22 protein-coding genes and 1 tRNA gene are annotated in these 25187 nt (G+C 67.8%); 11 read left to right on the forward strand and 12 right to left on the reverse strand.

Annotated features, from left to right (window positions below; translation table 11 throughout):
* Positions 1-116 precede the first annotated feature (116 nt).
* Positions 117-189: transfer RNA gene (locus tag OXG33_01025), tRNA-Arg, on the reverse strand.
* Positions 190-486: 297 nt separating this feature from the next.
* Here OXG33_01025 and OXG33_01030 point away from each other — a divergent pair.
* A complete protein-coding gene (locus OXG33_01030) occupies positions 487-1653 on the forward strand; it encodes a hypothetical protein (protein MCY4112506.1) in 1167 nt (388 codons plus the stop codon).
* A 599-nt stretch (positions 1654-2252) separates the two neighbouring features.
* Here the strand turns inward: OXG33_01030 and OXG33_01035 are convergent.
* The 9 genes from OXG33_01035 to OXG33_01075 all read right to left on the reverse strand — a co-directional run bounded on the left by OXG33_01035 (position 2253) and on the right by OXG33_01075 (position 10735).
* On the reverse strand, positions 2253-3194 hold the full coding sequence (locus OXG33_01035) for a thiamine pyrophosphate-dependent enzyme (GenBank protein ID MCY4112507.1): 942 nt from the start codon (positions 3192-3194) through the stop codon (positions 2253-2255).
* Positions 3195-3236: 42 nt separating this feature from the next.
* Complete coding sequence (locus OXG33_01040; protein ID MCY4112508.1) at positions 3237-5072, reverse strand: 2-oxoacid:acceptor oxidoreductase subunit alpha; 1836 nt, start codon at positions 5070-5072, stop codon at positions 3237-3239.
* A 142-nt stretch (positions 5073-5214) separates the two neighbouring features.
* Positions 5215-6096, reverse strand: coding sequence for a succinate--CoA ligase subunit alpha (gene sucD / locus OXG33_01045; GenBank protein MCY4112509.1), 882 nt, complete (start codon positions 6094-6096; stop codon positions 5215-5217).
* Complete coding sequence (sucC, locus tag OXG33_01050; GenBank protein ID MCY4112510.1) at positions 6093-7223, reverse strand: ADP-forming succinate--CoA ligase subunit beta; 1131 nt, start codon at positions 7221-7223, stop codon at positions 6093-6095. The genes sucD and sucC overlap by 4 nt, the downstream gene beginning before the upstream one ends.
* A complete protein-coding gene (gene ndk, locus OXG33_01055) occupies positions 7220-7681 on the reverse strand; it encodes a nucleoside-diphosphate kinase (GenBank protein ID MCY4112511.1) in 462 nt (153 codons plus the stop codon). Before ndk ends, sucC begins: the two co-directional genes overlap by 4 nt.
* Positions 7682-7735: 54 nt before the next feature.
* Complete coding sequence (locus OXG33_01060) at positions 7736-8071, reverse strand: hypothetical protein (protein ID MCY4112512.1); 336 nt, start codon at positions 8069-8071, stop codon at positions 7736-7738.
* Positions 8064-9248, reverse strand: coding sequence for a tetratricopeptide repeat protein (locus OXG33_01065; GenBank protein ID MCY4112513.1), 1185 nt, complete (start codon positions 9246-9248; stop codon positions 8064-8066). The genes OXG33_01060 and OXG33_01065 overlap by 8 nt, the downstream gene beginning before the upstream one ends.
* Before the next feature lie 5 nt (positions 9249-9253).
* Positions 9254-10561 carry a pitrilysin family protein gene (locus OXG33_01070; GenBank protein MCY4112514.1) on the reverse strand — a complete coding sequence of 436 codons (1308 nt, stop codon included), beginning with the start codon at positions 10559-10561 and terminating at the stop codon, positions 9254-9256.
* Between the two features lie 39 nt (positions 10562-10600).
* Complete coding sequence (locus tag OXG33_01075) at positions 10601-10735, reverse strand: hypothetical protein (protein ID MCY4112515.1); 135 nt, start codon at positions 10733-10735, stop codon at positions 10601-10603.
* Between the two features lie 669 nt (positions 10736-11404).
* Between OXG33_01075 and OXG33_01080 the strand changes: the two genes are divergently transcribed.
* From OXG33_01080 to OXG33_01110, 7 genes are all read left to right on the forward strand, one after another.
* Positions 11405-12448 carry a PfkB family carbohydrate kinase gene (locus tag OXG33_01080; protein ID MCY4112516.1) on the forward strand — a complete coding sequence of 348 codons (1044 nt, stop codon included), beginning with the start codon at positions 11405-11407 and terminating at the stop codon, positions 12446-12448.
* Entirely contained in the window at positions 12441-12932 is a 492-nt protein-coding gene (locus tag OXG33_01085; GenBank protein MCY4112517.1) for an adenylyltransferase/cytidyltransferase family protein, read from the forward strand. Before OXG33_01080 ends, OXG33_01085 begins: the two co-directional genes overlap by 8 nt.
* Positions 12929-14515, forward strand: coding sequence for a murein biosynthesis integral membrane protein MurJ (murJ, locus tag OXG33_01090; GenBank protein MCY4112518.1), 1587 nt, complete (start codon positions 12929-12931; stop codon positions 14513-14515). The genes OXG33_01085 and murJ overlap by 4 nt, the downstream gene beginning before the upstream one ends.
* 685 nt (positions 14516-15200) lie before the next feature.
* Positions 15201-16805 (forward strand): thiamine pyrophosphate-binding protein, encoded by a 1605-nt coding sequence (locus OXG33_01095; protein ID MCY4112519.1) that lies wholly within the window; start codon positions 15201-15203, stop codon positions 16803-16805.
* Between the two features lie 8 nt (positions 16806-16813).
* Positions 16814-17587: an SDR family NAD(P)-dependent oxidoreductase gene (locus OXG33_01100; GenBank protein ID MCY4112520.1), complete on the forward strand. Its 774-nt coding sequence runs from the start codon at positions 16814-16816 to the stop codon at positions 17585-17587.
* Positions 17588-17595: 8 nt separating this feature from the next.
* Entirely contained in the window at positions 17596-17799 is a 204-nt protein-coding gene (locus OXG33_01105; protein ID MCY4112521.1) for a type II toxin-antitoxin system HicB family antitoxin, read from the forward strand.
* 203 nt (positions 17800-18002) lie between these two features.
* Positions 18003-19643 (forward strand): cation:proton antiporter, encoded by a 1641-nt coding sequence (locus tag OXG33_01110; protein MCY4112522.1) that lies wholly within the window; start codon positions 18003-18005, stop codon positions 19641-19643.
* 289 nt (positions 19644-19932) lie between these two features.
* Here OXG33_01110 and OXG33_01115 read toward each other — a convergent pair whose 3' ends face one another.
* A complete protein-coding gene (locus tag OXG33_01115; GenBank protein MCY4112523.1) occupies positions 19933-20511 on the reverse strand; it encodes a hypothetical protein in 579 nt (192 codons plus the stop codon).
* Positions 20512-20989: 478 nt separating this feature from the next.
* Between OXG33_01115 and OXG33_01120 the strand changes: the two genes are divergently transcribed.
* The 3 genes from OXG33_01120 (at position 20990) to OXG33_01130 (ending at position 24270) form a co-directional block, all read left to right on the forward strand.
* Complete coding sequence (locus OXG33_01120) at positions 20990-22174, forward strand: sialidase family protein (protein MCY4112524.1); 1185 nt, start codon at positions 20990-20992, stop codon at positions 22172-22174.
* Positions 22175-22258: 84 nt separating this feature from the next.
* Complete coding sequence (locus OXG33_01125) at positions 22259-23245, forward strand: zinc-binding dehydrogenase (GenBank protein ID MCY4112525.1); 987 nt, start codon at positions 22259-22261, stop codon at positions 23243-23245.
* A gap of 38 nt (positions 23246-23283) precedes the next feature.
* Complete coding sequence (locus tag OXG33_01130) at positions 23284-24270, forward strand: zinc-binding dehydrogenase (protein ID MCY4112526.1); 987 nt, start codon at positions 23284-23286, stop codon at positions 24268-24270.
* A 120-nt stretch (positions 24271-24390) separates the two neighbouring features.
* Here the strand turns inward: OXG33_01130 and OXG33_01135 are convergent, their stop codons facing one another.
* A complete protein-coding gene (locus OXG33_01135; protein MCY4112527.1) occupies positions 24391-25164 on the reverse strand; it encodes a hypothetical protein in 774 nt (257 codons plus the stop codon).
* Between the last annotated feature and the right edge of the window lie 23 nt (positions 25165-25187).

Here is a 25187-nt window from a genome sequence, read left to right on the forward strand (position 1 = left end):
GGCCAGAAAAAGGCCGTTGATCACTTCGCATGAGACGCACCGTCTGGGCACGGCCTGCGCGCTCGGTCCAAGGGCCGTCTAACAGGTTTGGCGCGCGCGTCGCCTCTTGTGAGCGGCACCCCCGGCGGGATTCGAACCCACGACCGTCGGCTTAGAAGGCCGCTGCTCTGTCCACTGAGCTACGGGGGCGTAGGGTCGCCACGGGCGCGCTGCAAGTTTCCCACAGCCTCACGCGGCGGAAGCCGGAATGCGCCTCCCCGGCTCGACCGCGATCCGACTTCAGTGGTGCGTACCGCTAGACTGCGGGCGATGCCCCGAACTGCCGATCGCCCGAGTACCACTCAGTCTCGACGGCGTTGCCAACTTGTGCGCGGCGACTGGCACGGCCGCTTGGAGCAGCGGCGGTGAGAATCCTCGGCACCAGACCAACGCCCGCGGCAGGCAGCCGACATCAGCCCCTCTCATGCCGGTCCGAAATCGACTAGCGTGAGCGCCGAATCCACGCCCGACGAAACCCTCCAGGCCACCGAGGCATGGTTTCGCAAGCAGGGCGTGCCCCACCTCACCGAGGACTACAGCACGCGTCGCGACATCCTGACCCGCACCCTGCCATTCCTATTGACCGTACTGGCTCTGGAAGTGCTGTTGAACTTCAGCACGGCCTGGCCGTGGTGGGCGAATGTGCTCTCGGTGATCGGTGCGATTGTCGCGCTGACGGCAGTCTGGATGGGAATCAACGCCCTGCGCCGTCGCAAGCTGCTGTCGCTGCCGGAGCAGGTCGGTGCGGTGGAGGCGCTCGTGTTCCTGCTCACCGCCCCGGCGCTAACCGGGCTCATCTGGGGTGCGTGGGCAGATGCGGCGGTCGTCCTCGGCTTGAACGCCCTGCTGCTGTTGGGGGCCTATCTCACGGTCGGCTTTGCGCTGCTACCTATTTTTCGCTGGGGCGTGCGGCGGCTCCTCCGCGACATAGTCGATGTATTGGGGCTCTTCGCCCGGGCCCTGCCGCTGCTGCTGCTCTTCTTGACGTTCCTGTTCATCAACGCCGAAGTCTGGCAGCTGGCGGGCACGATCGAGCCTGGGATTCTCGGGGCATTGATGGGGCTCTTCGCGCTGGTCACGGCGGCGTTTCTGATCTCGCGGCTGCCGCTCGAGCTCAGCGACCTCGCGACCTTCGAACGCCCCGAACGGGTGCTGGAGCTTGTGCGGGGAACTCCCGCGGCCGACCTCATCAACTCTGGCAAGTCGCTGAAACTGGACGCGCCGCTCCGACGCGGGCAATGGGCCAACGTCGGTCTCGTCGTGCTCGTCGCGCTGTCGCTTCGGGTCCTATTCGTCAGCATGCTCGTGGGAGTGTTCTTCTTCGTCTTCGGGGCCATTGCCATGGACTCCAGCACCATCGCGTCATGGACGCAGAGCCAACCGCGCGACCTGCTGGACCTTGGGTGGCTGGGAAAGACGCTGACCGTGGAACTGCTGCAGGTGGCCATTTTCCTGGCCTCGTTTTCGGGCTTCTACTTCACGATCAGCGTCCTTACGAATCGCGAATACCGCGACGAGTTTTTCGAAGAGGTGGTGGGCGACGCGCGACGCGCCCTTGCCGTGCGTGCTGTCTATCTGGGCACGCTCGCACAGCGAGCGCAGGATCAAAGCTGACGTCCCGACTCCCCTGAGCCGATTCGACCCACCGGCGCTCGGGCTTAGCGAGGCTCCCCTGGGAAAGGTCTGAACAAGGCCTTGGACTTACCCCATCCGTTCGCCCTGAGCTTGTCGAAGGGATCATCGAACGGATGGGGGACCGATGACCTTAGCGACGCCCTACTTTCTTGGAGGCTCCCCTAGCGGAACCGGTCCTCGAGCGGACGTCCGGCCCTTTCTCCTGGAGGGAGTGGGTCGGGGTGAGGGGGATCCGCAACTCCCCTAGCGGAACCGGTCCTCGAGCGCACGTCCGGCCCCCTCTCCCCTGGAGGGAGAGGGTCGCGGCGAGGGGGATCCGAGGCTCCCCTAGCGGAAGCGGTCCTCGAGCGCACGTCCGGCCCCCTCTCCCCTGGAGGGAGAGGGTCGCGGCGAGGGGGATCCGAGGCTCCCCTAGCGGAAGCGGTCCTCGAGCGCACGTCCGGCCCCCTCTCCCCTGGAGGGAGAGGGTCGCGGCGAGGGGATCCGCAGCTCCCCTAGCGGAACCGGTCCTCGAGCGCAGGTCCGGCCCCCTCTCCCCTGGAGGGAGAGGGTCGGGGTGAGGGGGATCCGAGGCTCCCCTAGCGGAAGCGGTCTTCGAGCGAGCTGACGTCCACGCCGGGCCGGGCGCCGTCCATCAGCGACGTCGTCTCGAACTCGGGTCGCCGGGAGGTCACGCCGTCCTCGAAGGTCGGCAGATCGATCTGGTAGAGCACGCCTATCGGGATGCGGTCGCCCCACTCGTAGGACTTGGCCAGCGCGGCCTGCTGCTTGGCGACGATTTCGTCGATATTGCTCGGATCGTGCACCTTGCCGTCATAGCCCTCGTCGGCCAGCGAATAGCTACGCGGATGCCCGATGTCCCGGCCTCTGAAGAAGTCGATCGTCAGCAGGTCGTTATAGACCGGGCACGGCTGCAGGATGTCGATCAGCGCCGTGCCGCGGTGCTCCATGGCCTGCACGATCAGGCCCACCAGTTCGCGCTGCGCCATGGCGTATCCGCGTGCGATGAAGGTGTAGCCCGAGGAAATCGCCAGCCCAATCGGATTCACCGCGTCGATGATGGCCGGCTCCGGCATGCTCTTGACCTGCATCCCGCGCTGCATCGTCGGAGAGGCCTGGCCCTTGGTGAGGCCATAGACGCCGTTGTTGTGCACAAGGTAGGTGAAGTCGACGTTGCGGCGGCCCGAGTTCACGAAATAGCCGGCCCCGATGCCATAACCGTCGCCGTCGCCGCCGACCGCCAGCACCTCGAGATCGCTGTTCGCCAGCTTCACGCCCGTCGCCACATTCAGCACGCGCCCGTGCAGCGTGTGGAGGCCATAGGTGCGCACGTAGTGCGGCAGCTTGCCTGAGCAGCCGATGCCCGACACCACCATCACGTCGTGCGGCGCGCGCCCGCGCTGGGCCAGCGCCTGCTTGACGGCGTTCAGAATGCCGAAGTCGCCGCAGCCTCCGCACCAGTCCGGGTGCGAGTCCGTGACGGCAAAGTCTTTCACGGTCGGAAGCGTCGCTACGGCCATGGCCATCCTTTGATTCGTGTGGGCGGTTGCCGATCAATCACGTTACGAGCCATGCGCCGCCGCCGCGACGGCTGCCGGCATCGGCGCCTGCCGCCGGATCGCCTCCGCAACCTCGTCCTGGGAGAACGGGCGGCCGGTGTATTTCAGCGCCTTTTCCTCGATCTGGATCCCCGTCTGCTCGGCAATCAGCAGGCCGAGTTGACCGGCGTAGTTGTCTTCGAGCAGCAGCAGTCGATTCGCGCGCTCCAGAATCTCGCGCACGGCCTCCGCGGGGAAGGGACGCAGCAGCCGGATTTGCAGGTTGTTGACCGTGATGTCCGACTCTCGCTCAATCTGCCGGATCGCGTCGCGGATCGGGCAGCGCGTTGAGCCCCACGAAACGATCGTGAGATCGGCGTCATCCGAACCGTGCAGCGTGAACTGCTGCGACTCCGGAATCTCGTCGAGCATTATGTCAAGCTTCTGCATTCGCTTGTCCATCTGCTCGATCCGGTTGTCGATGTCTTCCTCGATCCGGCCACGTTCGGTGTGCTCGTCGCTCGTGGTGACGAACTCACCGCCCGGCGTGCCGGGCACGGCGCGCGGGCTCACACCCGAGGCCGTGAGCTGGTGTCGACGATACGGCTCCGCCCCATTGACATCCCCGGTCCAGACGGCGCCCCGGTCCACCGGCAGTCCCTTCAATCCCAGGCTGTCGACCGTGAAGTGCGAGTTGGCGATGAACTTGTCGGCCAGCACCACCACCGGCACCTGGTACCGGTCTCCCCAGTTGAAGGCCAGATGCGTGTACTGCGCCGCCTCTTCCACGTCTCCCGGCGCCACAACGATGTGCGGAAACTCGCCATGGGCCGGTTGCAGCGCAAACCTGAGGTCCTGCTGCGAGTTGCGCGTCGGCAGGCCCGTGCTCGGACCGCCGCGCTGATACAACACGACCACCGGACCGGGCGCTTCGGTGATTGACGCGAACCCCATGCCCTCGGCCATCAGCGTGAAGCCGGGACCCGCCGTCGACGTGGACGCGCGAACGCCCGCGTGCGCCGCGCCCACGGCCATGTTCATCGACGCGACCTCGTCTTCGGCCTGGAGCACCACGATCGGCCAGTCCGCCTGCAACGCCTCCAGGTACACGCTCTCATCCGAGGCCGGAGCAATCGGGTAGTAGGTCTGAAAGGCGCAGCCGGCGTGCAGCTTGGCGATGCCGATGGCCTCGTGCCCCGCCACCAGCATCCGGGCCGGCTGATCGTCGCAGGGGTGCAGCGTCTGGGAGAACCCGGCGTCGCCCAGGATGTCGTGCGCCGCCTCCCAGGCGTGCTGCAGGACCGACCGGTTAATTGGCACCAGATTCTGATGCCGTTCCGGCAAGCGCTCGGCCACGATCGGAATCACGCGATCCACGTCGAAGTCGAGCAGCGCGCAGCACGCGCCCAGGGGCACCATGTTGGCCATCACCGCGTGACGGCGCGCGTTGTATTCGAGACCGTGCTCCTCGACGGCAGAGCGCACGATGTCGTCGTAGGGCAGCGACAGCAGCCGCACGTCGTCGCGCCCCAGGGTTTCGGTGGTAATGCCGACCTTGGCGTCTACCACGATCGCACCGCCCGGCACCACTTCATGGAGGTGGCCCTTGTGCGACTGGTAGTCCTGGTGCGGATCGGTGCCGTAGATCGTCTCGGAATCCAGCGCCAGCAACACGTCCACTCGTTCCACGTGCGAGGTGATCGGCTCGTCGGCCGTACGGATGCGAAAGAAGATGTGCCTGCCGTGGATGTTGGAGTGGTACTCAACGTTGGTGAAAACGAACAGCCCCGCGCGCGAGCAGGCCTTCATGAAGATCTCTGACGCTGGGTTCACGCCGCTTCCGGCCGGTCCGCCAACCATCAGAGAAAGATCGCTCGGGGGCATCACCGCTCCTTGCAGGCTACGAGGGAGTGCGCGCGCATCCGCGCGGCACGGCGCACTGCGACAAGGTCGCGTGCACTGGTCGCTCTGACTCCATTATCAATGCTTCGGCCCCGCGAGGCTAGCGGAGCTCGGCAGCCAGCAACTCGACAGCCTCCCGCGGGGTATCGCCCACGCGCACCCCGGCCTCCCGCAGGGCCGCCTCTTTGCCCGCGGCCGTGCCTTCCGAGCCTGACACGATGGCCCCCGCGTGTCCCATCCGGCGCTCCGGCGGAGCGGTCTTGCCGGCGATGAAGGCGCTGACCGGCTTCGTCACCCGCTCGCTGATGAACCGCGCCGCCTGCTCCTCGTCGCCGCCGCCAATCTCCCCCAGCAGCACAATCCCGTCCGTTTCGTCGTCTTGCTCGAAGAGCTCCAACACATCGGTGAAGCGCGTGCCGATGATCGGGTCGCCGCCGATGCCAACCGCCGCGGACTGTCCCAGACCGCTGTCGGTCAAGTGCTGCACCACTTCATAGGTCAGCGTGCCGCTGCGGCTGACGACGCCAACCCGTCCCGGCGCGTGAATCTCCCAGGGCATGATGCCCACCTTCACGTTCGCGCCCGGCACCGCGATGCCCGGGCAGTTGGGCCCGATCAGTCGCGATGCGGAGGCCCGCAGCACCGGCATCACGCGCAGCATGTCGATGGTCGGGATGCCCTCGGTGATGCAGACGATCAGCTCCATACCGGCCACGATGTCTTCCAAGATCGCGTCCGCCGCGAACGGCGGCGGCACGAAGATGCACGCCGCATTCGCTCCCGTGTCCGAAACCGCCTCGGCCATGGTGTTGAAGACCGGCACGTCGGACAGGCCGTCCACCGCGGCTCCCGCTCGACCGGGCGTGACGCCCGCCACTACCGCGGTTCCGGCCTCCGCCATGCGCTGCGCATGAAATGTGCCCTGCCGTCCCGTGATCCCCTGCACCACCACGCGCGCCGTCGCGTCGAGCAGGATGCTCATCGCACGGCCTCCACTGCCAGGCGGGCCGCGGCGTCCATCGACCGCTCGGCCTGGATGCCGGCGTCGGCCAGCAGACGCAGCCCCTCGGCCTCGTTGGTGCCCATCAGGCGCACCACCAGCGGCACGGCACGGGGCATGCTCTCGCGCGCCGCGAGCACCCCGCGGGCCACCTCGTCGGCACGGGTAATCCCGCCAAAGATGTTGACGAATACGGCCCGAACATTCGGATCGTCCAAGATAATGGCGAATGCGGCGCTCACGCGCTCCGCGCCGGCGCCGCCGCCAACGTCCAGGAAATTCGCCGGTTCGCCGCCGTAGTGCTTCACCACGTCCATGGTGGCCATGGCCAGGCCAGCGCCGTTGACCATGCACCCGATATCACCGTCGAGCTTGATGTAGCTGATGCCCGCGTCACGCGCGCGCGCCTCCGCCGGCTCCTCGGCCTCGGCGTCCCGCAGCTGTTCCAGTTCGGGACGCCGTCCCAGCGCGTTGTCGTCGATGTTCAGTTTGGCGTCGATGGCCCACAGCTTGCCGTCCGGGCTAACGACGAGCGGGTTCACCTCCGCCAGCGACGCGTCGCACTCCACGAAGACCCGAACCAGCCCGTCCAGGATGCGAACGAAACTCAGCACTTGCCGTCCGCCAAGCCCGAGCGCAAAGCCCACGCCGCGCGCCTGCCAGGCTTCCACGCCGCGCGCCACGTCGAACTCGATGCGCTGGATGGCCTCCGGCGTAGCCGCCGCGATCTCTTCGATATCAATGCCGCCGGACGCGCTCGCCATCACGACCGCCGATTGACGCTCGCGGTCGATGGTCACGCCCAGGTAGATCTCGCGGTCGATATCCACCGCCGGCGCCACCAGCACGCGCCGAACCCGTTCGCCTCGGATCTCGATCCCCAGGATCGCCTCGGCGGCTTCCCGAGCGGACTCGGGTCCGTCGGCCAGCTTCACGCCGCCGGCCTTGCCGCGACCGCCGGCCAAGACGAGCGCCTTCACGACCACCAGACCGTCGAATTCCGCGGCCGCGGCCGCCGCCTCGTCGGGCGTGGTCGCCACTCGGCTCGGCGGCACCGGCAGCCCCCGGTCGGCGAAGATCCGGCGGGCGTCGGACTCGTGGACCTTCACTCGGCGGCATCCTCGACGATCCAGGCGTCGAGCCCCCGCGAGTATTCCACCAGCTCCTGCGGGTCGAAGTGCAGCTCGATTTCTTCCCGTGCCGTTTCGGGCGCATCAGACGCATGAATCAGGTTGCGCAGGCCGGCCAGGGCGTAGTCGCCGCGGATCGTGCCCGCGGCGGCCTCGTGCGGTCGCGTCGCCCCAACAATCGCCCGTACAACCTGGATCGCCTCCGGACCTTGGAGCACCGCGGCGACCACCGGAGCGCTGGTCAGGTGCTGCACCAGATCGTCGAAAAAGAACTTGCCCTCGTGCACCGCATAGTGCCGGCGGGCCAGCGACTCCTCGATCTGCACGAGCTTTAGTCCGACGAACCGCAGGCCGCGGCGTTCAAACCGCGCCAGCAGCTCCATCCCAATGGCCCGCTGCAAGGCATCGGGCTTCAACAAGACCAGCGTGCGTTCCACGTGCGTCGTCCTCCTACCGTCGTCGGTGAGTTGCTGTCGGCGGCAATCCGGCAATCATGCCTGGCGCTCCAGCCGCTCGGTTACCGCGTTGCGCAGGCCATCGATATCCGCGTCGAGGCCCACCACAATGATCGCCTGCCAATCGCCAAGGCGCACGGCCAATCCCTGCTGCGCCTCGGTGAGGAACCACAGTTCATCGACCTGGCCCAAGCCCACGGTCTCCACCACCTGCTCCATCGTCCCAATACCCGACGCCAGCAGCCCCGGCGCCACCGGACTCACATTCTCGGCCAGCTTGCCCACCGGCGCCTCGCCGGCGCGCCAGACCACCGCGCCGTCGACATGATCGAGGTCCTTGAGGTCCGCCAGCAGGGCCTGCGCGTCAGACATCCGCCGCCTCCGGCGAATCGGCGGCGCGCAAATACGCCTCGGCGGCGGCCTGAGGACGGCGCGTGCGCATGCGGAAGTCGCCCAGCAACTGCCAGCCGGTCGCCGCGAATGCGGGCCGGCCGGCCGCTTCTTCGAGCAGAGCGTCAACATTCGCGGCGGGCAGTCCGTCGTCTTCCACGATCTCACGGAGCACGCGTTCCGCCTCGCGCCAGTCCTCCCGCCGAATCAGCTCCCGGGCCCAGTCGATCTGCGTAAACGCCGCTCCGTCGGGCGCCGCTGCCGGCTCCGCCTCGGAATCCCCATCGGGCATCGGCGGCCCATCGTCCGCCGCCTGCTCGGCGGTTGTCGGGGCCTGGTGGTCGGGGGTTGCTGACGGCGTCGCCGCCGATTCCGGCGCCCCATCCGTCGGGCGAATCGACGCCGGCACGTCAATCTGCGGCACATCGGGCAGCACCAGTCGATGAATCTCAAGCTGCGCCAGCATCTGCCGCGCTTCCAGGTATTCCGGATCGATTTCGCCCGCGCGACCCAGCAGGTCCTGCCCTTCGGCCATCCGCCCGCGCTCCGCCAGCACGTGCGCCAGCATCACGGCCGCCCGCACGCAGTCGTTCGCGCGGTCGAAGATGATTGTGCACTGCTCTTCGCATTGGGACAGTCGATTCAGCTGCCAAAGCGCCTCGGCCAGGGTCAGGCGGATGTCGATGCGGTCGGGCTCCTCGTCGAGCGCGCGCCGGGCATATCGCTCGGCGCTGCCCGGCCATCCGCTGCGCAAGTGAACGCGCGCGAACACCCCGGGCGTCATGGGCAACGCGTCGGCGTCCACACCAAGGATGTCCAGAGCCGACTCCAGGGACGCGTTGTCGCTGACGTCCGGCACCAGCTCCACCACGCGCCGCGCTTCATCCTGGGCCCGCGCATCGTCGTCGCGCTGCTTGAAAATCCGCGCCGTCGCCGCGGCGGCCCGGGCGTTCAGCGGCTCCGCCGAGGTTACGAACCGCAGGTCTTCCAGCGCCTGGTCGAGCTCGCCGTCGACCTCAGCCTTCAGGGCGCGGACCAGACGGGCCGACGCGTGGCGCGGGTAGCGCGCGATGACGTGCTCGGCGAGCTCCACGGCCCGATCCGACGCCCCCTCTCGAAACGCCTGCCGCGCCTGCTCGATGACCTCGCTTGGTCGCACGCCGATCAGGAATCCGGCGCGCCGGCGCCGTCGAAGTGGTGGGGGAGCACGGCGTCGTCGTCAACCGGCCCCGAGGCGGCCACGATCGGCCAGTCGTCGCTGAACAGCCGGCGCGCCCCTTGGACCACGCTCTCCGCGGTGACCGCGTCATATTTGGCCGTCACGCCGTCGGGCGTGAGCTGCTCGGTCTCGAGCAGCTGCTCGCGCAGCGCCCAACCGGCCACGGCATAGGTGTCTTCCATCGAGAGCTGGATTTCTCCCTTGATGACCTCGCGCGCGCGATCGACTTGGTCCTCCGTGACCCCGTCGTCGCGCACCGCGGCCAATTCGTCGAGCACGGCCTGCATCGCCTCGTTCAGAGTATCTGGCTCGGTCGCCGCCTCGATCACCATCGCCCCGGAATCCCTCGTCGCCGTGACCGACGCCAGCACCTCATACACGATGCCTCGCCGTTCCCGCAGCTCCTCGAACAAGCGCGACCCCATGCCCTCGCCCAGGATCGCGGTGAGCACGTCCACGTCATACCGCTGGGGATCGTGGCGCGACACGGCGCGTCCGGCAATGCCGAAGTACACGTGATCGGCCTCCCGCGAATCAACCACCGCCCGCGGCAACGGCGGGCCGTCCGGCTCATAGGACGGCCACACGGCCTCGCGCCCCGCCGGATGGTCGCCGATTCCCGCCTGAACGGCCGCCACGCCGTCGCCCGGATCCAGGTCGCCCGCCAGGCTCACCACCACGTTGGCGCCCGAGAACATGCGGCGCGCGTGGGCGCGCATCTGGTCCGGCGTGAACGTCTCCAGGTTCGCCGGCGTCCCCGCCACCTCGCGCCCCAGGCCGTGCCCGTGCCACAGGCGCGAGCGCAGCGAGCGCCGCACGGCTTCTTCCGGAACGTCGGCCGTCATGCCGATCTCATCCAGGATGACCCGGCGCTCCTTCTCGATTTCGCCGGCGTCGAACCGGGAGTGACCGATCATGTCCGTGATCACGTCCAGGGCGCTCCGCCAGTGAGGCGACGCCACTTTTGCCCAAATCACCGTCATTTCCGGCTCGGTCAGCGCGTTAATCATCCCGCCAAGGCGCTCCACGGAGGCCGCTATGTCGGTGTACGACGGGCGTCGCTGGGTGCCCTTGAAGAGCATGTGCTCCACGAAATGCGAAATCCCTTGCTCCGGCGGAGACTCGAAGCCCGAGCCGATGCGCGTGGCCGCGATCAGGGATACGGAACGCGCGTGCGGAACCGGAGTGACAAGCACATGAGCGCCGTTGGCCAGGCGCGATCGAGCGGTGCGGTGGTCGCGAAACGTGCTCAAGGCTCCGTCGGGAAGCAGGGGGATGGACCGGCGGAGACGCTAGCCGGCGCTGCGTCCGCCGCGCTGTTGGCGTCGCTGCCCGCCGGCCGCCTCGCGCTCGGCTTTGCGCTGCACGCGACCGCGCTTGGCGGTCTTGCGCCGCTTGCGCAGGGCAACCTTCTTCGGCTTGTTCACAATGCTCCTAAGATTGCGCGAACGACGTGAATGCCGCTCACGCCAACCCATGAATCATAGCAACGGCCCCGACGCCGCCCGTAGCCCGGACGGCGGTCCGGTCCCCGCTCCCTTGATGGACACTCTGCATAACCCCTCCGTCATTCCGGCGGAAGCCGGAATCCAGTCCGGCCGAAGCTCGAAGTTAGTGGCGGCTTCCCTCAGGCCACCGGACCCAGCCGGTTCCTTCTCCCTCACCAAGCACCTGGCGCAATTCCTCCGTCATTCCCGCGAAGAGCCTGCCCCGTACTCGATACGGGGCGGAAATCCACCCCCACAACCCGCGACGACCGGTGTAGGGGCAACCCTTGTGGTTGCCCGTTCGCGATTCCCGTGTGCCCATGGGATTGCGTCATGCCGCCGGCGCCGGACTCCCTTCGATTCGCCACGGCGGTCCGGTGCCCATTCCCTCGACAAATCCTCTGCGCAACAACTCCATCATTCCCGCGGAGGCGGGAATCCACCCCCCCAACCGGCGACGACCGGTGTAGGGGCAACCCTTGTGGTTGCCCGTTCGCAGTCCCCGTGTACCAATGCGGCCGCGGCGCCACGGCGCTCCGGTCCCCTCTCCCATGGGGAGAGGGCGAGGGTGAGGGGACGGATGACCTACCCCATGCCCGTCCGCACATCATGAGCGACCCGGCCACTCACCAGCCCTTCGCCCCCGCGCTCCACGCTGCCCGCGTCCGCGAAATCCTGGGCCGCGCCTGGAGCTGCCGCGTCGTCGTGCTGGGCGACATGATGCTCGACGAGCACATCGTCGGCCGGGCGCAGGCGGTGGCGCGCGAGGCCCCGGTCCTCATCGTCGAGCAAGAGTCTCGCTACGCCGTGCCCGGCGGGGCGACCAACGTCGCCGCCAATCTGCGGGCCCTTGCGTGCGACGTGAGCGTCTGCGGCGTGGTCGGCGACGACGCCGCCGGCACGGCGCTCCGCAGGCAGCTCAACGATCGCGGCATTGGCGCGGAGGGTCTCATCGCCGACGCCTCGCGAACCACGTCGATCAAGCTGCGCATCTGGGCCGGCGGCGACCGCCAGCGGCCGCAGCACATGGTGTCGCGCGTCGACACCGTGGACCGGCGTGACCTGGACGCCGCGGTCGCGGCGGAACTCATCGCCTATCTGGAGCGATCGATCCCCACCGCCGACGCCCTGCTCATTTCCGACTATTGGAACGGCGTGGTTGGGTCGGAGGTCGTCGCGGCGGCGCTGCCGCTCGCGCGCAAGCACGGCTTGATCATCGCCGTGGACGCCCACGGCGGCCTCGCGCGGTTTCAGGGCGCCCACGTGGTCACGCCCAATCAGCCCGAAGCCGAGGCCGAGCTTGGCTACGCTCTCGCCTCGCCCGAGGTGACCTGCCGGGGCGCGGCCGAGCTGCGCCAGCGGCTGGAATCGCGGGGCGTGATCATCACGCTCGGCGCCGCCGGCATGGTGGCGGCCGCCCAGGACGCCGACCCGGTGCTCATTCCCGCAGCGCCGCAGGCCCGAGTCACGGACCCCACCGGCGCCGGCGACACCGTGGCGGCGGCGGTCACCGCCGGCCTGCTGGGCGGCGGCTCGATCCTGGAAGCCGCTCTGCTCGGTGAGCTTGCCGCGCGAATCGTGATCCGCCGGCTCGGCGTGGCCGTGGCGCCGACGGAGGCCATCCTGGCCGAAGTGGGCGCGGCCAATGGCTGACGTGGCGTCGCCGACCCCGGACACCTTCGACCAAGTCCTCGACGCCGCCCGCTCCCAGCGCCGGACCATCGTCCTCACCAACGGCTGCTTCGACGTGATGCACGCCGGGCATGCCGCCGTCCTCCGCGCGGCAGCCGCCCACGGCGACTTCCTGGCCGTGGGAGTCAACGACGACGCGGGCGTGCGGGCCCTCAAGGGTCCCGAGCGCCCCCTGGCGCCGCTCGCCGATCGTCTGGCGCTCGTCGCGGCCCTCCGTTGGGTCGATGCCATCACCGTCCTGGAAGAATCCACCGCCGATGCGCTCATTCGGCGGGTGCGCCCGCATGTTTATGTCAAGGGCGCCGACTATGACGCCAGCGCCGGCGGCCGCGAGCTGCCCGAGGCGGCCACGCTTCGCGCCCTCGACGTGCGCGTCGTCTACGTCCCGCTGCTGGGCGGACGATCGACCAGCCGTTTGGTCGAGCGACTGCGTCAGGAGTCGTGACCGAATCCACCGGACGGCGAATCGCCATCGCCGCCCTCCTCATCGCCGGCGGCAACATCCTCAGCCGGCTGCTGGGATTAGTTCGCGAGCCCGTCATTGCCGCCCTCTTCGGTGTAAGCGGCACCACGGACGCCTGGGAAGTGGCGACTCGCATCCCGCAATCGATCCACGAGCTGGTCATCGGCGGCATGGTGTCCGGCGCGCTCATTCCCGTCCTGAGCGAGCTTGCCGACGACGAGCAGGCCCTGCGCCGCACCTTCTCAACCGTTGCCGCTATGGTGGTCGCCGTCGCCGGGACGGCCACCGTTGTCCTGGTGCTGCTGGCCGAGCCGCTGGTGGACCTCGCCGCCATCGGCCTGCCGCCGGAAACGCGCGAGCTCGCCGTCACGCTCACCCGCATCACCCTGCCGTCGCTGCTCTTCCTCGGCATCTCCGCCGTCACCACAGCTCGCCTGTACGCCCGCGACCGCTACGCCTTCCCCGCCTTCAGCACCGCTTCGCTCAACGGCACCCTCATCGTGTTCGCCCTCGCGCTCACGCCCGTCGTCGGGCCGCCGGGTGTGGCGCTCGGCTATCTGGCTGGTGCGGCCATGCACCTCCTGATTCAGATTCCCGCCCTGGTGCGCGACCGCGCGCGCCTTTCGCCACCTGCCTGGCTCAGCGACGCGAAGTTCCACCGGATCCTGCGACTCTATGCGCCGATCGCCGCCGGCCTGGTCGTGACCCAAATCCTCGTGGTGGTCGACGCCAATCTGGCCTCGCGCACCGGCGAGGGCAGCCTCGCCGCCATGCGCTTCGCCACGCGCCTGCAGCAGTTTCCGCTGGGCCTAGTGGCAACCGCGGTGTCGCTGGCGTACCTGCCAACCCTCGCTCGCGCGGCGCCCGCGTCCATTCGTGACCTTGCTTCGGCTTTGGACTTTCGCCGCCACCTCGCCATGGCCGCCAAGGTGACGACGCTCCTGATAGTCCCCATCACGGTCCTCATGACCGTGCTGAGCTCGTCCGTCATCCACGCGGTCTATGAGCGCGGCAAGTTCGACGCCCTGGCGACCGATGCGACCGGGCCGGCGTTGCTGATCTATGCCATCCAGCTCCCGCTAACGGCCCTGGACCAGATATTCATCGTGGCGTTCTACGCCATGCGCAACACGATCACGCCCGTCGCCGTGGGCATCGTCGGCGGCGGGGTGTATCTCGCCACCGCCCTGTCGCTGGTTGAACCGCTCGGCATGCTCGGACTCGTCACCGCCAACACCGTCCAGAACAGCTTTCACGGACTGGTCCTGGGTCTCGGGCTCTGGTGGCTCATGCGAGGCACGATCCAGCGCGGCAGTTGGATCTTTGCCATCAAGGTCGCGCTGGCCGGCGGCGTCATGGCGCTGGTCGCGCTCGGATTGCGCGAGGCCCTGATCGCCGGTCTCGAAGTCGACGGCCGCGGGGGCTGGCTCACCCTCCTGCTGGCCGGCGGCGGATCCTTCGCGGTGTATCTCGCGGCACTCGTCCTGTTTCGCGTGGAAGAGCTCGGCCACCTGCGGTCCCTCGTCCATCAAGCGCTCGCCCGCGTCCGAAACCGCGCCGCGTAGCGCTGCGGTTCGGAGATGAGTCGCTTCGGTCGGCGTCGCCTGATTCTTGCGCATCGCCTCGGCGGTCCGGTCCCCTCTCCCAGCAGAAGAGAGTTAGGGTGAGGGAGTACGTCCTGTCCCCGCCGCACTCACGGGCCATCCGGCCCCCTCTCCCTTGAAGAGACCCTTGCGCAATCCCTTCGCTGGATAGCGGAGAGCAGGTCCGGTCCCCTCTCGCTCGATGGGAGAGGGATAGGGTGAGGGGTTCCGGCGGTCGCGTGCCCACTAGAGCCGAGTCACTCACGATGCACGATTCCACCGCGGCGCCATCTCCCGCTACCATCCGCCTAGTCCCACTCGCGCCTGGACACCCTGGCGAAGCCTCTCCAATGCAGATTGGAGACCGAGTCCGGTCCCCTCTCCCTTGGGAGAGGGATAGGGTGAGGGGTTTCGGCGGGCGCGTGCCCACTGCCGTCGAGTCACTCACGATGCACGATTCCACCGAGGCGCCATCTCCCGTTACCATCCGCCCAGTCCCATTCGCGCCTGGACACCCTGGCGAAGCCTCTCCAATGCAGATTGGAGGCCGAGTCCGGTCCCCTCTCTCTTGATGGGAGAGGGTTAGGGTGAGGGTGATCCCAGACGTGGACGCGGGATGTCGACTATTGATGCAAGAGTCTCCGCCTGGAGGTGCCGCGTGCCCGTGATGACCGGATCCGACGCCGTTGTACAGAGCCTGATCGCCGAGGGCATCGACCTCGTCTTCGGGATACCCGGCTACCACTCCGAGCACCTCTATGGCCGCCTCATGCAGCAGGACCGCATCCGCCACGTGCTGGTGCGCCACGAGCAGGGCGCGGGCTTCATGGCCATTGGCGTCGCCCGCGTAACCGGCAAACCTGCCTGCGTGCTGAGCACGGCGGGTCCGGGCGCGCTCAACGTCGCCACGCCCATGGGCGAGGCCTACGGCGACGGCGTCCCCCTGCTCAACATCATGGCCGAGGACCTCTCGCCCTATCTCTACCAGGACAAGGGACTGGTCCACGAGAGCAAGGACCAGTTCGGCGTCTTCAGCCGCCTCTCGCAGTGGGCCCGGCAGGCCATGTCCCCCGGTGAGATTCCCGGGGCCATCCACGAAGCAATGCGCCGCATGGAAGTCAACCGACCCCGGCCCACGGTGGTCGAAATTCCGCTCGACGTGTTTCAGGGCGACGGACCGGTCGAGATTCTCGAGCGCGAGACCTGGGCCCGCCCGGCCGGCGACTTGGGCGACATCGAGCGCGCCGCCGCGCTGCTGCGCGACGCCGAACGACCGCTCATCTGGGCCGGCGGCGGCGTCATCAACTCCGGCGCCTGGGACGAATTGCAACAGGTCGCCGAGACCCTCGACGCCCCGGTCCTCACGACGTGCAGCGGCAGGGGCTCCATTCCCGACGACCACCCGCTGGCCTTGACCAACATCTCCACCCACGGCCCGGTCACGCGCCTGATGGAGCGCTGCGACGCCATGCTCGCCGTGGGCGCGGTGTTCCCGCACCTGATCACGTCCAAGTGGACCCTGCCGATCCCTGAGCGCCTGGTTCACATCGACATCGACCCCTCGCAGCCCGGCAAGAACTACCCCGCCGAGATCGGCATTCACGCCGACGCCAAGCTGGCGCTGGGCGCGCTCGTCGCCGCCCTCAACGGCGGCGACGTCGACCGCGACGACTGGGTGGATACAGCCCGCACCGCCCGCGCCGACGTCCGCCGCGACCTCTCGCAATTGGCGCCGCTCGAGTGGAGCCTGATGGAGATCGTCCGCGAGGCCCTTCCCCGCGAGACCATCGTCGCCTGCGACCCGCACCTCTGGGGCTACTGGGCGCGCGAGCACTTCCCCATCTACGAGCCGCGCACGTTCCTCTACGGACTCCAGTTCGGCACCCTGGGATATGCCTATCCAGTCGGCCTCGGCGCCAAGCTGGCCGCGCCCGACCGCCCGGTCGTGGCCATCGGCGGCGACGGCGGCTTTCTCTTCACCGGACAGGAGCTGGCCACCGCCGTGCAGCTCGGCATCAACGTCCCCATGGTCATCTTCAACGACGACGCCTACGGCGCCATCAAGGAAGACTTTGTGCGCGACTACGACAACGCCTACGAAGTGGACCTGGTGAACCCGGATTTCGTGCGCTACGCCGAGTCGTTCGGCGCGGTGGGCCTGCGGGCCAACCCCGACAATCTTGGCGACACGCTGCGCCGCGCCCTGGAGCTCGACCGCCCGTCGATCATCGACGTGCCCGCCAAGCTCCGCCGGCCGCTCAAGGTGGACTGAGGCCCGCCCTGGCCGAACCGCCCGCCCTCACCGCCCGCCTCGACGGCCAGCACGCCATCGTCACCGGGGCCGCGGCGGGCATCGGCCGGGCGGTGGCGGGCGCCCTCCACGCCGCCGGGGCCAACGTCACCGTCACCGATATCGACGCCGACGGCGCCCGCGCGGTCGCCGAAAGTCTGGGCCGGTCCGGCCTGCCGTGCCTGGGCCTGCGCCTCGACGTCACCGACGACGCCTCGGTGCGCGCCGGCGTCGCCGAAGCGGCGGAATGCTGGGGCCGGGTGGACGTTCTGGTCAACAACGCCGGGATCTCCGGCTATTCGACCCCCGTTTGGGAGACCACCGACGCGGACTGGCAACGGGTCCTCGACCTGAATCTCAGCGGCACGTTCCGCATGTGCCGCGCCGTGGTGCCGCACATGCTCGCGCGTGGCTACGGGCGCATCGTCAACATTGCGTCGATCTCGGCCAAGGACGGCAATGTCAACGTCGCCGCCTACCCCGCCTCCAAGGCCGGAATCATCGGTTTCACGCGCGCCCTCGCCATGGAACTCGTCCAACAGGGCGTGCTGGTCAACGCCGTCTCGCCCGCCGCCGTCGACACCGAAACGTCGCTGGCCGCCGATCAGACCATGCGCGCCCCACTCGTGGCCAAGATCCCCATGGGCCGCGCCGCCAAGCCCGAGGAAATCGCCGCCCTGGTCGCCTTCCTCGCCTCACCCGCCTGCGCCTTCAGCACCGGCGCCAACTTCGACATCACCGGCGGCCGCGCCAACATCACGTGAGGAGTCCGATGAAATACGCCGTCGTGATCGAGCGCGGTCCCACCAGCTATGGAGCGCACGTGCCGGACCTCCCTGGCTGCGTGGCCGCCGCGGAATCCAAGGCAGAGGTCTGCATGTTGATTCGGGAGGCAATCGAGCTCTACCTCGAGGAGCTTGAGGAAGACGGCCTTCCCGCTCCAGCGCCACAGGCATACGAGCTGATCGAGGTCTAGGCGTTTTCGGACGCGGGTTTGCCAGGGGCCCCCAACGCCCCTACTTGATGGCGCCACTTCCGCATATCGCTCCGCGCCCGCGATTGCCTTACATCGCGCCGTAATCGGCGATAATCGCGCCGGCTTTGCAAGCGGCCTCGAATGGCCCGTTTCTGATCGGGTCCACCACTTGACCGACGCCGATTCCGGGAGGCAACGCCCAGTTGGAGATCCATGACGCCCTGTTTGCCGTCGGCCTGCTGATCGTCGTCGCCAAGCTGCTCGAAGGCATCTTCAAGCGCCTCGGCCTCAACTCCATCATCGCCTACGCCACCACCGGGGTGATCCTGGGCCCCGTGACCGGTCTCGTCGAAGCCGGTTCCGAAGTCGAGATCGTCCTGGGCATCGGCATCTTCTTGTTCTTCTTCCTCATCGGACTGGATGAGCTCGACATTCGCGGGTTCATCTCGGCCATTCGCGGACGGCTCTTCATTGCCTCGGTCTTGTCGCTGGTCATATCGCTGTTGATTTCCCTGGCCGTCACCACGGACGTCATCGTCGACCTGGGCTTGGGACTCGACTTCACCCAGGCGCTCGGCGTGGCCGGCGTCCTGTCGCTGTCCAGCCTCGGCGTCGTCGCCAAGGTGCTGATCGATGAGGGACGCCTGCGAGAACCGGTTGGCGTGCAGATATTCACCGCCGTCGTTATTGCTGAGCTGATCGGGCTATTCATCGTGGGCTTTGCCATCAGCGAGCACTTCTACGCCAGCGGCGAAGCCCACACGCTCGATGTGCTCAGCGTATTCACGTTGGTGGGACAAATTGTCGGCTTCGCGATTCTCACCTGGTTCGTTTCCACCAGGATTCTTCCCAGGGTCATTGTCTTTCTCCAGAGATTCATGCAGGTGCCCCAGCTTTCATTTGGACTGCTGCTGGGTGGCCTATTCCTGGTAGTCGTCGGCGCCGAAAAGGTCGGCTTGCATGGTTCCCTGGGCGCGCTGCTCTTTGGTGCGGCCCTGTCCATGCTGCCCTACCAGGTGCGGCGCGACATCATGCCCGGCATGCAAGGCACGGCCGAAGGCCTGTTCGTGCCGCTGTTCTTCGCCTCGGCCGGCCTAAACCTGAGCCTGGAGTTTCTGAGTCTGGCCCCGCAGACCATCGTGGCCCTGGCCCTGGTGCCGTTGGCGGGCAAGTTCGCCGGCGCCTTCATCAGCGCCTACGTCACCCGCCTCCAGGCGCCCCTCGCCACCGCCGCGGGGCTCATGGCCAAGGGCGTGGCCGAGATTGCGCTGCTGCTCCTCCTGCTGCACACGGGCGCCATCAACGAGAGCGTCTTCTCATTGCTGGTGCTCGTCATGTTTGCCTACATCCTGCTCACGCCCATGGGCATCAGCTTCGCCCTCAAGCGGCTCAAGAACGCCGAGGCAGTTGCTCCCCAAGCGCACGCGCCACCATCGCTGAGTCGCTTCGCCCTCGAAGGCATCAAGGTAGGCGAAGTCCTGGATCGATCGCGCAACTACCCGCAACAGTCGCTCACGGTCAAGACGTTCGCCGAGCACTGGCTGCTCCCGGAGCAACATGACTACGTCGTCATGAACAACGGCGAGTTGGCCGGCGTCGTGTCCTTGAGCATGTTGCGCTATCTCCCGCGCAGCGAGTGGGATCGCACGCCATTGCAGCAGGTCCTCCGCGGCGATACGCCGTTCGGGCAATCCGACGAGCTGCTCGAGGACCTCCTGCAGCGAATGACCGAAAACTCCCTCACGGTGCTGCCCGTGTCGGATTCCGAAACCGGCGAGTTCGTCGGCTCCATAGCCAGCCACGAGATCCTCGAAATGGTCGTCCTCACCGCCAAGGGCCGCTAATTCTCTCCCCGCGCCGGCGGAGAGCCGGAATCCCGTCCGGCTCCCTCTCCCTCGGGAGAGGGTTGGGGTGACTCGAAATGGTCGTCCTCACCGCCAAAGGCCGCTAGTGCTTTCCCCGCGCAGGCGGAGAGCCGGAATCCCGTCCGGCTCCCTCTCCCTCGGGGAGAGGGTTGGGGTGAGGGGACCCGCCCAGACCGTCACTCCCGCGAACGCGAAAATCCACCCATCGTCCTCGAATCCGGTGTAGGGGCGACCCTCGTGGTCGCCCGTGCGCGACCGGACCAAGCCCTCAATCGCCCTGACGCCGCCTCACTCCCACAAGAGCCACGATTCCTCCCACAACCAGAATCACGCCCACAACCACCAGAGCAATCACCCACGCGCTGGCCGGACTAGCGTCTTCCGGCTCCTCCGGCGACGGACCGCTCGCCCCAGCCAAGGGCGCCTGGCCGTCCCCAAGCTCGTCGACGTCGGCTTGCGCCTCAGCCAGCAGGGCGGTTCGACTGCAAATGCCCGCCGTGTAGCCACCGTCGCCATACGGGCTTTCATACGCATAGACGACGTACGACTCGCCCTCGACAAACCGATACCCGCAGCTCCCACCGGTCGGCGGCGTCGTGATCGTGGTGGTCTCGTGGATCTCGCCCTTCCACACGGTGCTGACCTCGAACCCAATCGTGCTGCGGTCCTCGGGACCCACGGACATAGCCGCGGGGTCATACGAGTGATGCACCGAGACCACCCGGCCCGCGAAGACCGCATCAAACTTCCCCAGTTCTTCGGACGGCGACCCCGGCTCCACGCACTTACACGCGTGCGCCTGCCCCGCATATCCGAAGAACCAGACCACGCTCAGAACGAGCGCCACGATCACCGCACGGAGAAAGCCCTGTGTAACCCGTCCGTCATTCCGGCGAAGGCCGGAATCCAGTCCGGTCGAACCTGCAACTGCGCCGGATGCTCTGCGTCGGACGGGTCTCAGACCCGCCCCTACGGGTCTATGCAAAGAGATCTCACGTAGCGAAACGACGGCGCCCTCCAAGCCCTCACGCGTCCGCGTCACCGTCCCCATGTCCTACTGCGTTTCAGCGGCCATCGGCCCACGTCCTTGTCGATTGTTCGCGCCTCCGACATCCCTCGATGGCCAAGGGCATCGAGGACATCGAAACCCCCGCCAATCGACGCCACCGCAAGTTCAATCGTACCGGTCTTTCTTGCCAATGCACCCACGCGGGAAGATGCGGCCTCCCCCGCTGCACCGAGGCCGACGTGGCGCAAATGGCACGCTAGCGGAGTCAGCGGACCGTCTTCGGCCGAGGACGGAATCACATCGACTGAGAGTCCAAGTGCCCAACCCAAACGTCACCCCGCTGGCCCGGGACTTCACGGTCGCCGCCCGCGTGCCCGATCCCAAGCGCTACTTCTTCCACGACCCGAACCTGGCCCGGCTCGACGACGGCACGCTGATCGTCGCGGCTCCGCAGTGGGGTCGGAAGGGCACGGATGTCGGGCGCTCTCTGCGAATCATCCGCAGCACCGACGGCGGCGCGACCTGGACCGACCTGCCAACGTTGCCCTACGAGGAGGGCCGTCCCTTCGTCGTGGACGGCCAACTCCTCCTGTTCGTGCAGCAACGGACCCACCGCGACTTCCAGATTGTGACCAGCGACGACCGCGGCGAAACCTGGACCGAGCCGCGCACCGTCATCGAGCGGCCGCTGTGGAACATCTCCACGGCCCAGGTCATTCGGCCAGATGCGCTCTACTGGGCCATGGACCATGACTCCGCCGGCATCGACTACAAGGGCAAGGTCATGGTGCGCTGGGACCGCGCCAGGTCGCCGTTCGACCGGGACGCCTGGTCGCTGTCCAACGTCGTCCCGCTGCCGGAGCTGCCGGCGGCCCTCACGCGCGGGCTCTACCCCTCGGACGGCAGGTCGACACTCCATCGCAGCTCGCCGTCGCCCCTCGTCTGGCTGGAGCCCAACACGGTCGAGGTCGCGGGCACCATCCGCGTCTTCGTCCGGTCGGTCATCGACAACTACGCCACGGCGAACGTCGCCGCCGTGCTCGACTACGACGAATCCGCCAACAAGCTCCGCTTCACCCAGTTCGCCGCCTGGCCCGGCGGGCAGTGCAAGTTCTTCATCATCCACGACCAGCCGCACCGCATGTATTGGATGCTGAGCAACCTCGCCACCAACTCGCAGGACGTTCTCGGCTGGGGCGACCGCATGCGGGAGACCAAGTACACCGGTGGCCCCGGCAACGAGCGCCGCTGGCTCTTTCTGCATTACGGCGTCGACTGCCTCAACTGGTTCCCCGCCGGCTGCGTGGCGCGCTGGCCCGACAGCGTGCACCGCAGCTTCATGTATCCCAGTGCCGCCATCGACGGTGACGACCTCGTCATCCTGTCCCGCACCAGCCGCGACGCCGAGGACCAGCACGACGCCGACCTCTGCACCATTCACCGCGTGCGGGATTTTCGCTCCCTCGCGATGGATCTGCATCGCGGCGGCTTGGCTGACTAGCGGCCCCCTCTCGCCTCCCCGCCTGCCCACTGGCATGATGGAGGCGCCGCCCCGGCGCATCGCCGCCCCGCACGGAGTCGACGCATGAAGCGTCTGGCGAAACCGGCCGGTCGCTACAACCTGGCGTTCGAAGAGGTTCCGATCCCCGAGCCTGGCCCAACCGAGGTCAGGGTCAAGGCCGTCCGCAGCCTCATCAGCCGCGGCTCGGAGATTGGCCGGCGCTACACCCGCGACGAAGCCATCGATCCCCAGATGATGGGCTACTCGATGTCCGGCATCGTGGACGCCGTCGGCGAATCCGTCACGCACCTCGATGTCGGCGACCGCGTCGTGATCTCGGCGCCGCACGCGGATTACGTGGTGCGGGATGCAACGATCAGCTCACCCGAAAACCGGCCGCTCGTATATCCCATCGATCCAGCGGTCGACTTCGACGCCGCGCCCTATTGGTCGCTCGTCAGCGGCTGCGTCACCTGGGCCGTCGGCGAGGAAGCTGAGCCAACCGACACCGTCGTCATCGTCGGCCAGGGCCTGGTCGGCAGCCTGCTGCTCCAGGTGCACAAGGCCAACGGCATCCGCCGCGTGGTGGCCATCGACGCGCTGGACCTCCGCTGCGACTTTGCAGACAAGCTCGGCGCCGACGTCGTGATCAACGCCGCCCACGAGGACCCCGTAGAGGCCGTCCACAAGCTCACCGGCGGCCTGGGCGCCGAGATCGTGGTCTACGCCGTCGGCGGCCCGGCCGGACCCAAGGCCTTCGACCAGAGCCTGGATATGCTCGCGCGCGGCGGCTTGCTCCACCTGGTCGGTCGCTACGAGGACGCGCCGCTCCCCTTCTGGAGCCACAAGTTCGCCGGCAAGCGCATGTTCGAGGGCTACTACATCCGCTCCAAGGGCATCGCGGAGTCCAAGCGGGGCATGGACCTGCTGGCCACCGGCGCCATCGACACCGATCTGATGACCACCCACCGGTTTGCGTTCAGCGACGCGCCCGCGGCCTTCGACCTGCTCCATCGGCGAGCCGGCGAGACCCTCGGCGTGCTGCTCGACTGGACGCTTGAGGACACATAGCCAGGGCCCAACGCGGCGCCACGAGGATGGGAGACGACATGAAGCGAATGGCAAAGCCCGAGGGACGGGGCAACGTGATGCTCGAGGACGCCCCCATCCCGGACCCGGGCTACGGGCAAGTCCGCGTCAAGGCCGTGCGCAGCCTCATCAGCCGCGGCTCTGAAATCGGCCGGCGGTACGTCATGGACGAGGCCATCGACCCGCAGATGATGGGCTATTCCATGGCCGGTTTTGTGGACGCGCTGGGCGAAGGCGTTGAGCACTTGAACATTGGCGACCGCGTGGGCGCCGTCGCGCCCCACGCGCAATACGTCGTGTGCGCCGCGATCCCGGAAGTGCAGGACAAGATCCCCGAGATATTTCCGCTCACGCCCGGCGTCACCTGGGATCAGGCGCCCTACTGGATGCTCGGAGCGTCCGCCGTTCGTTGGGTCGACATCGCTCCGTTCGAGCGCGACAACGTCATCGTCGTCCTGGGTCAGGGCCTGGTCGGCAGCCTCATGCTCCAGGTCATGCGCGAAATCGACGCCGGGCGGCTTGTCGCGGTGGACGCCGCGCCCTTGCGCTGCGAGCTTGCCGCCGACCTAGGCGCGGACCACGTGATCAACGCCGCCGAGGAAGACCCCGTGGCGGCGGTCAGGCGGCTCAGCAGCGGCGTCGGCGCCGAGCTGGTCGTCTACGCCGTGGGCGGACCTGCCGGCCCGCGGGCCTTCGAGCAGGGCATGGACATGCTCTCCAGCGGCGGCACGCTGCATCTCATCGGCAAATACGAGCATCAGATCCTGCCGCTCACCTCCGACGTGATCCAGGGACGGCGCATCCTGGGCGGCTACTTCGGCGGCCAGTGGCACACCGGATCGGCGCGGCGGGCGCTGGCGCTGCTTGAGTCGGGCGCCATCGACGCCGACCGCATGACCACCCACCACTTCCCCTACGCGCGGGCGCCCGAGGCTTTCCACCTGCTCCACGACCACACCGACCAGACCCTGGGCGTCTTGATCGACTGGGACGTGGACGAGAGCTAGCGACGGTTTGAGCAAGTCGTCCGGCTCGAGCCCAATCCGTTCGCCCTGAGCTTGTCGAAGGGTGCACCGAACGGATTGGGACCCACGAATCCCACGGGCCTTGGCTTATTCAGCGGTTCCCTAGCGGCCCGGCGTCCCCACCAGGGATTCCGTCGTCGCGGGCGCGTCCACCACGCCTTCCAGGGCGCCTTTCGCCTCCATCTGGTCCCAGTGGCGGCGGAACGTGGCGTTCCACTCCGCTGTGCCTGGATGGAGCAGCATTTCCTCGAACGTCGCCGGCGAGATCACGATGCCGTCGCAGCCGGCGCGAATCGCCGTGTCCGCGGCGATGGTCGTCCGCACGATGCCCGCCGCAAGATATGGAGAGTTTTCACCGCTGCGCCCGATCACGCGCACGATGTCGCCGATGATCTTGCCGGCATCCGCCCCAGCGTCGATCTGCGGTCCCGTGAACGGCGCGATGTAGGCCGCGCCTGCCGACGCGGCCGCCACCGCCTGGCTGGCGGAAAACGTCGTCGTCACCATGCTCAGGTGCCCTTCGGCCTTCAGGTGCACCACCGCGCGCAGCCCCCGCATGGTGCAGGGAATCTTCAGCACCACCCGCGGCGACATCGCGGTGAAGACCCGCGACACGCGCTCGATCTCCTCGGTGGTGTCGCCATCGACCTCCACCACCAGCGGACCGTCGTGCGGCAGATTCAGATACCGCTCGATCACCCGGATCATCGGACCGTAGGAGTCCGTAAGCTGATCCAGCACAATGGTGTTCGTGACCAGCCCCACGACCCCAAGCTCGAGATAATCGCGAATCTCGGCCGGGTCGCCCCACAGCCAGATTCCCACCGGGTCCTTGTGACCCCGTGGGAACCGCGGCACCGTGTGAGACTTGTCCATGTCCCTATCCTACGCGCGCATTC

The organism is Chloroflexota bacterium, assembly GCA_026708035.1.
Classification (GTDB): Bacteria; Chloroflexota; UBA11872; order UBA11872; family UBA11872; genus JAJECS01.

Excerpts from the sequence above, each read along its gene's own strand:
- OXG33_01035 (MCY4112507.1), bottom strand. The coding sequence starts at position 3,194 with ATGGCCGTAGCGACGCTTCCGACCGTGAAAGACTTTGCCGTCACGGAC.
- OXG33_01040 (MCY4112508.1), bottom strand. The coding sequence starts at position 5,072 with ATGGTTGGCGGACCGGCCGGAAGCGGCGTGAACCCAGCGTCAGAGATC.
- sucD (MCY4112509.1), bottom strand. The coding sequence starts at position 6,096 with ATGAGCATCCTGCTCGACGCGACGGCGCGCGTGGTGGTGCAGGGGATC.
- OXG33_01060 (MCY4112512.1), bottom strand. The coding sequence starts at position 8,071 with ATGTCTGACGCGCAGGCCCTGCTGGCGGACCTCAAGGACCTCGATCAT.
- OXG33_01080 (MCY4112516.1), top strand. The coding sequence starts at position 11,405 with ATGAGCGACCCGGCCACTCACCAGCCCTTCGCCCCCGCGCTCCACGCT.
- OXG33_01085 (MCY4112517.1), top strand. The coding sequence starts at position 12,441 with ATGGCTGACGTGGCGTCGCCGACCCCGGACACCTTCGACCAAGTCCTC.
- OXG33_01095 (MCY4112519.1), top strand. The coding sequence starts at position 15,201 with ATGACCGGATCCGACGCCGTTGTACAGAGCCTGATCGCCGAGGGCATC.
- OXG33_01105 (MCY4112521.1), top strand. The coding sequence starts at position 17,596 with ATGAAATACGCCGTCGTGATCGAGCGCGGTCCCACCAGCTATGGAGCG.
- OXG33_01125 (MCY4112525.1), top strand. The coding sequence starts at position 22,259 with ATGAAGCGTCTGGCGAAACCGGCCGGTCGCTACAACCTGGCGTTCGAA.
- OXG33_01130 (MCY4112526.1), top strand. The coding sequence starts at position 23,284 with ATGAAGCGAATGGCAAAGCCCGAGGGACGGGGCAACGTGATGCTCGAG.
- OXG33_01135 (MCY4112527.1), bottom strand. The coding sequence starts at position 25,164 with ATGGACAAGTCTCACACGGTGCCGCGGTTCCCACGGGGTCACAAGGAC.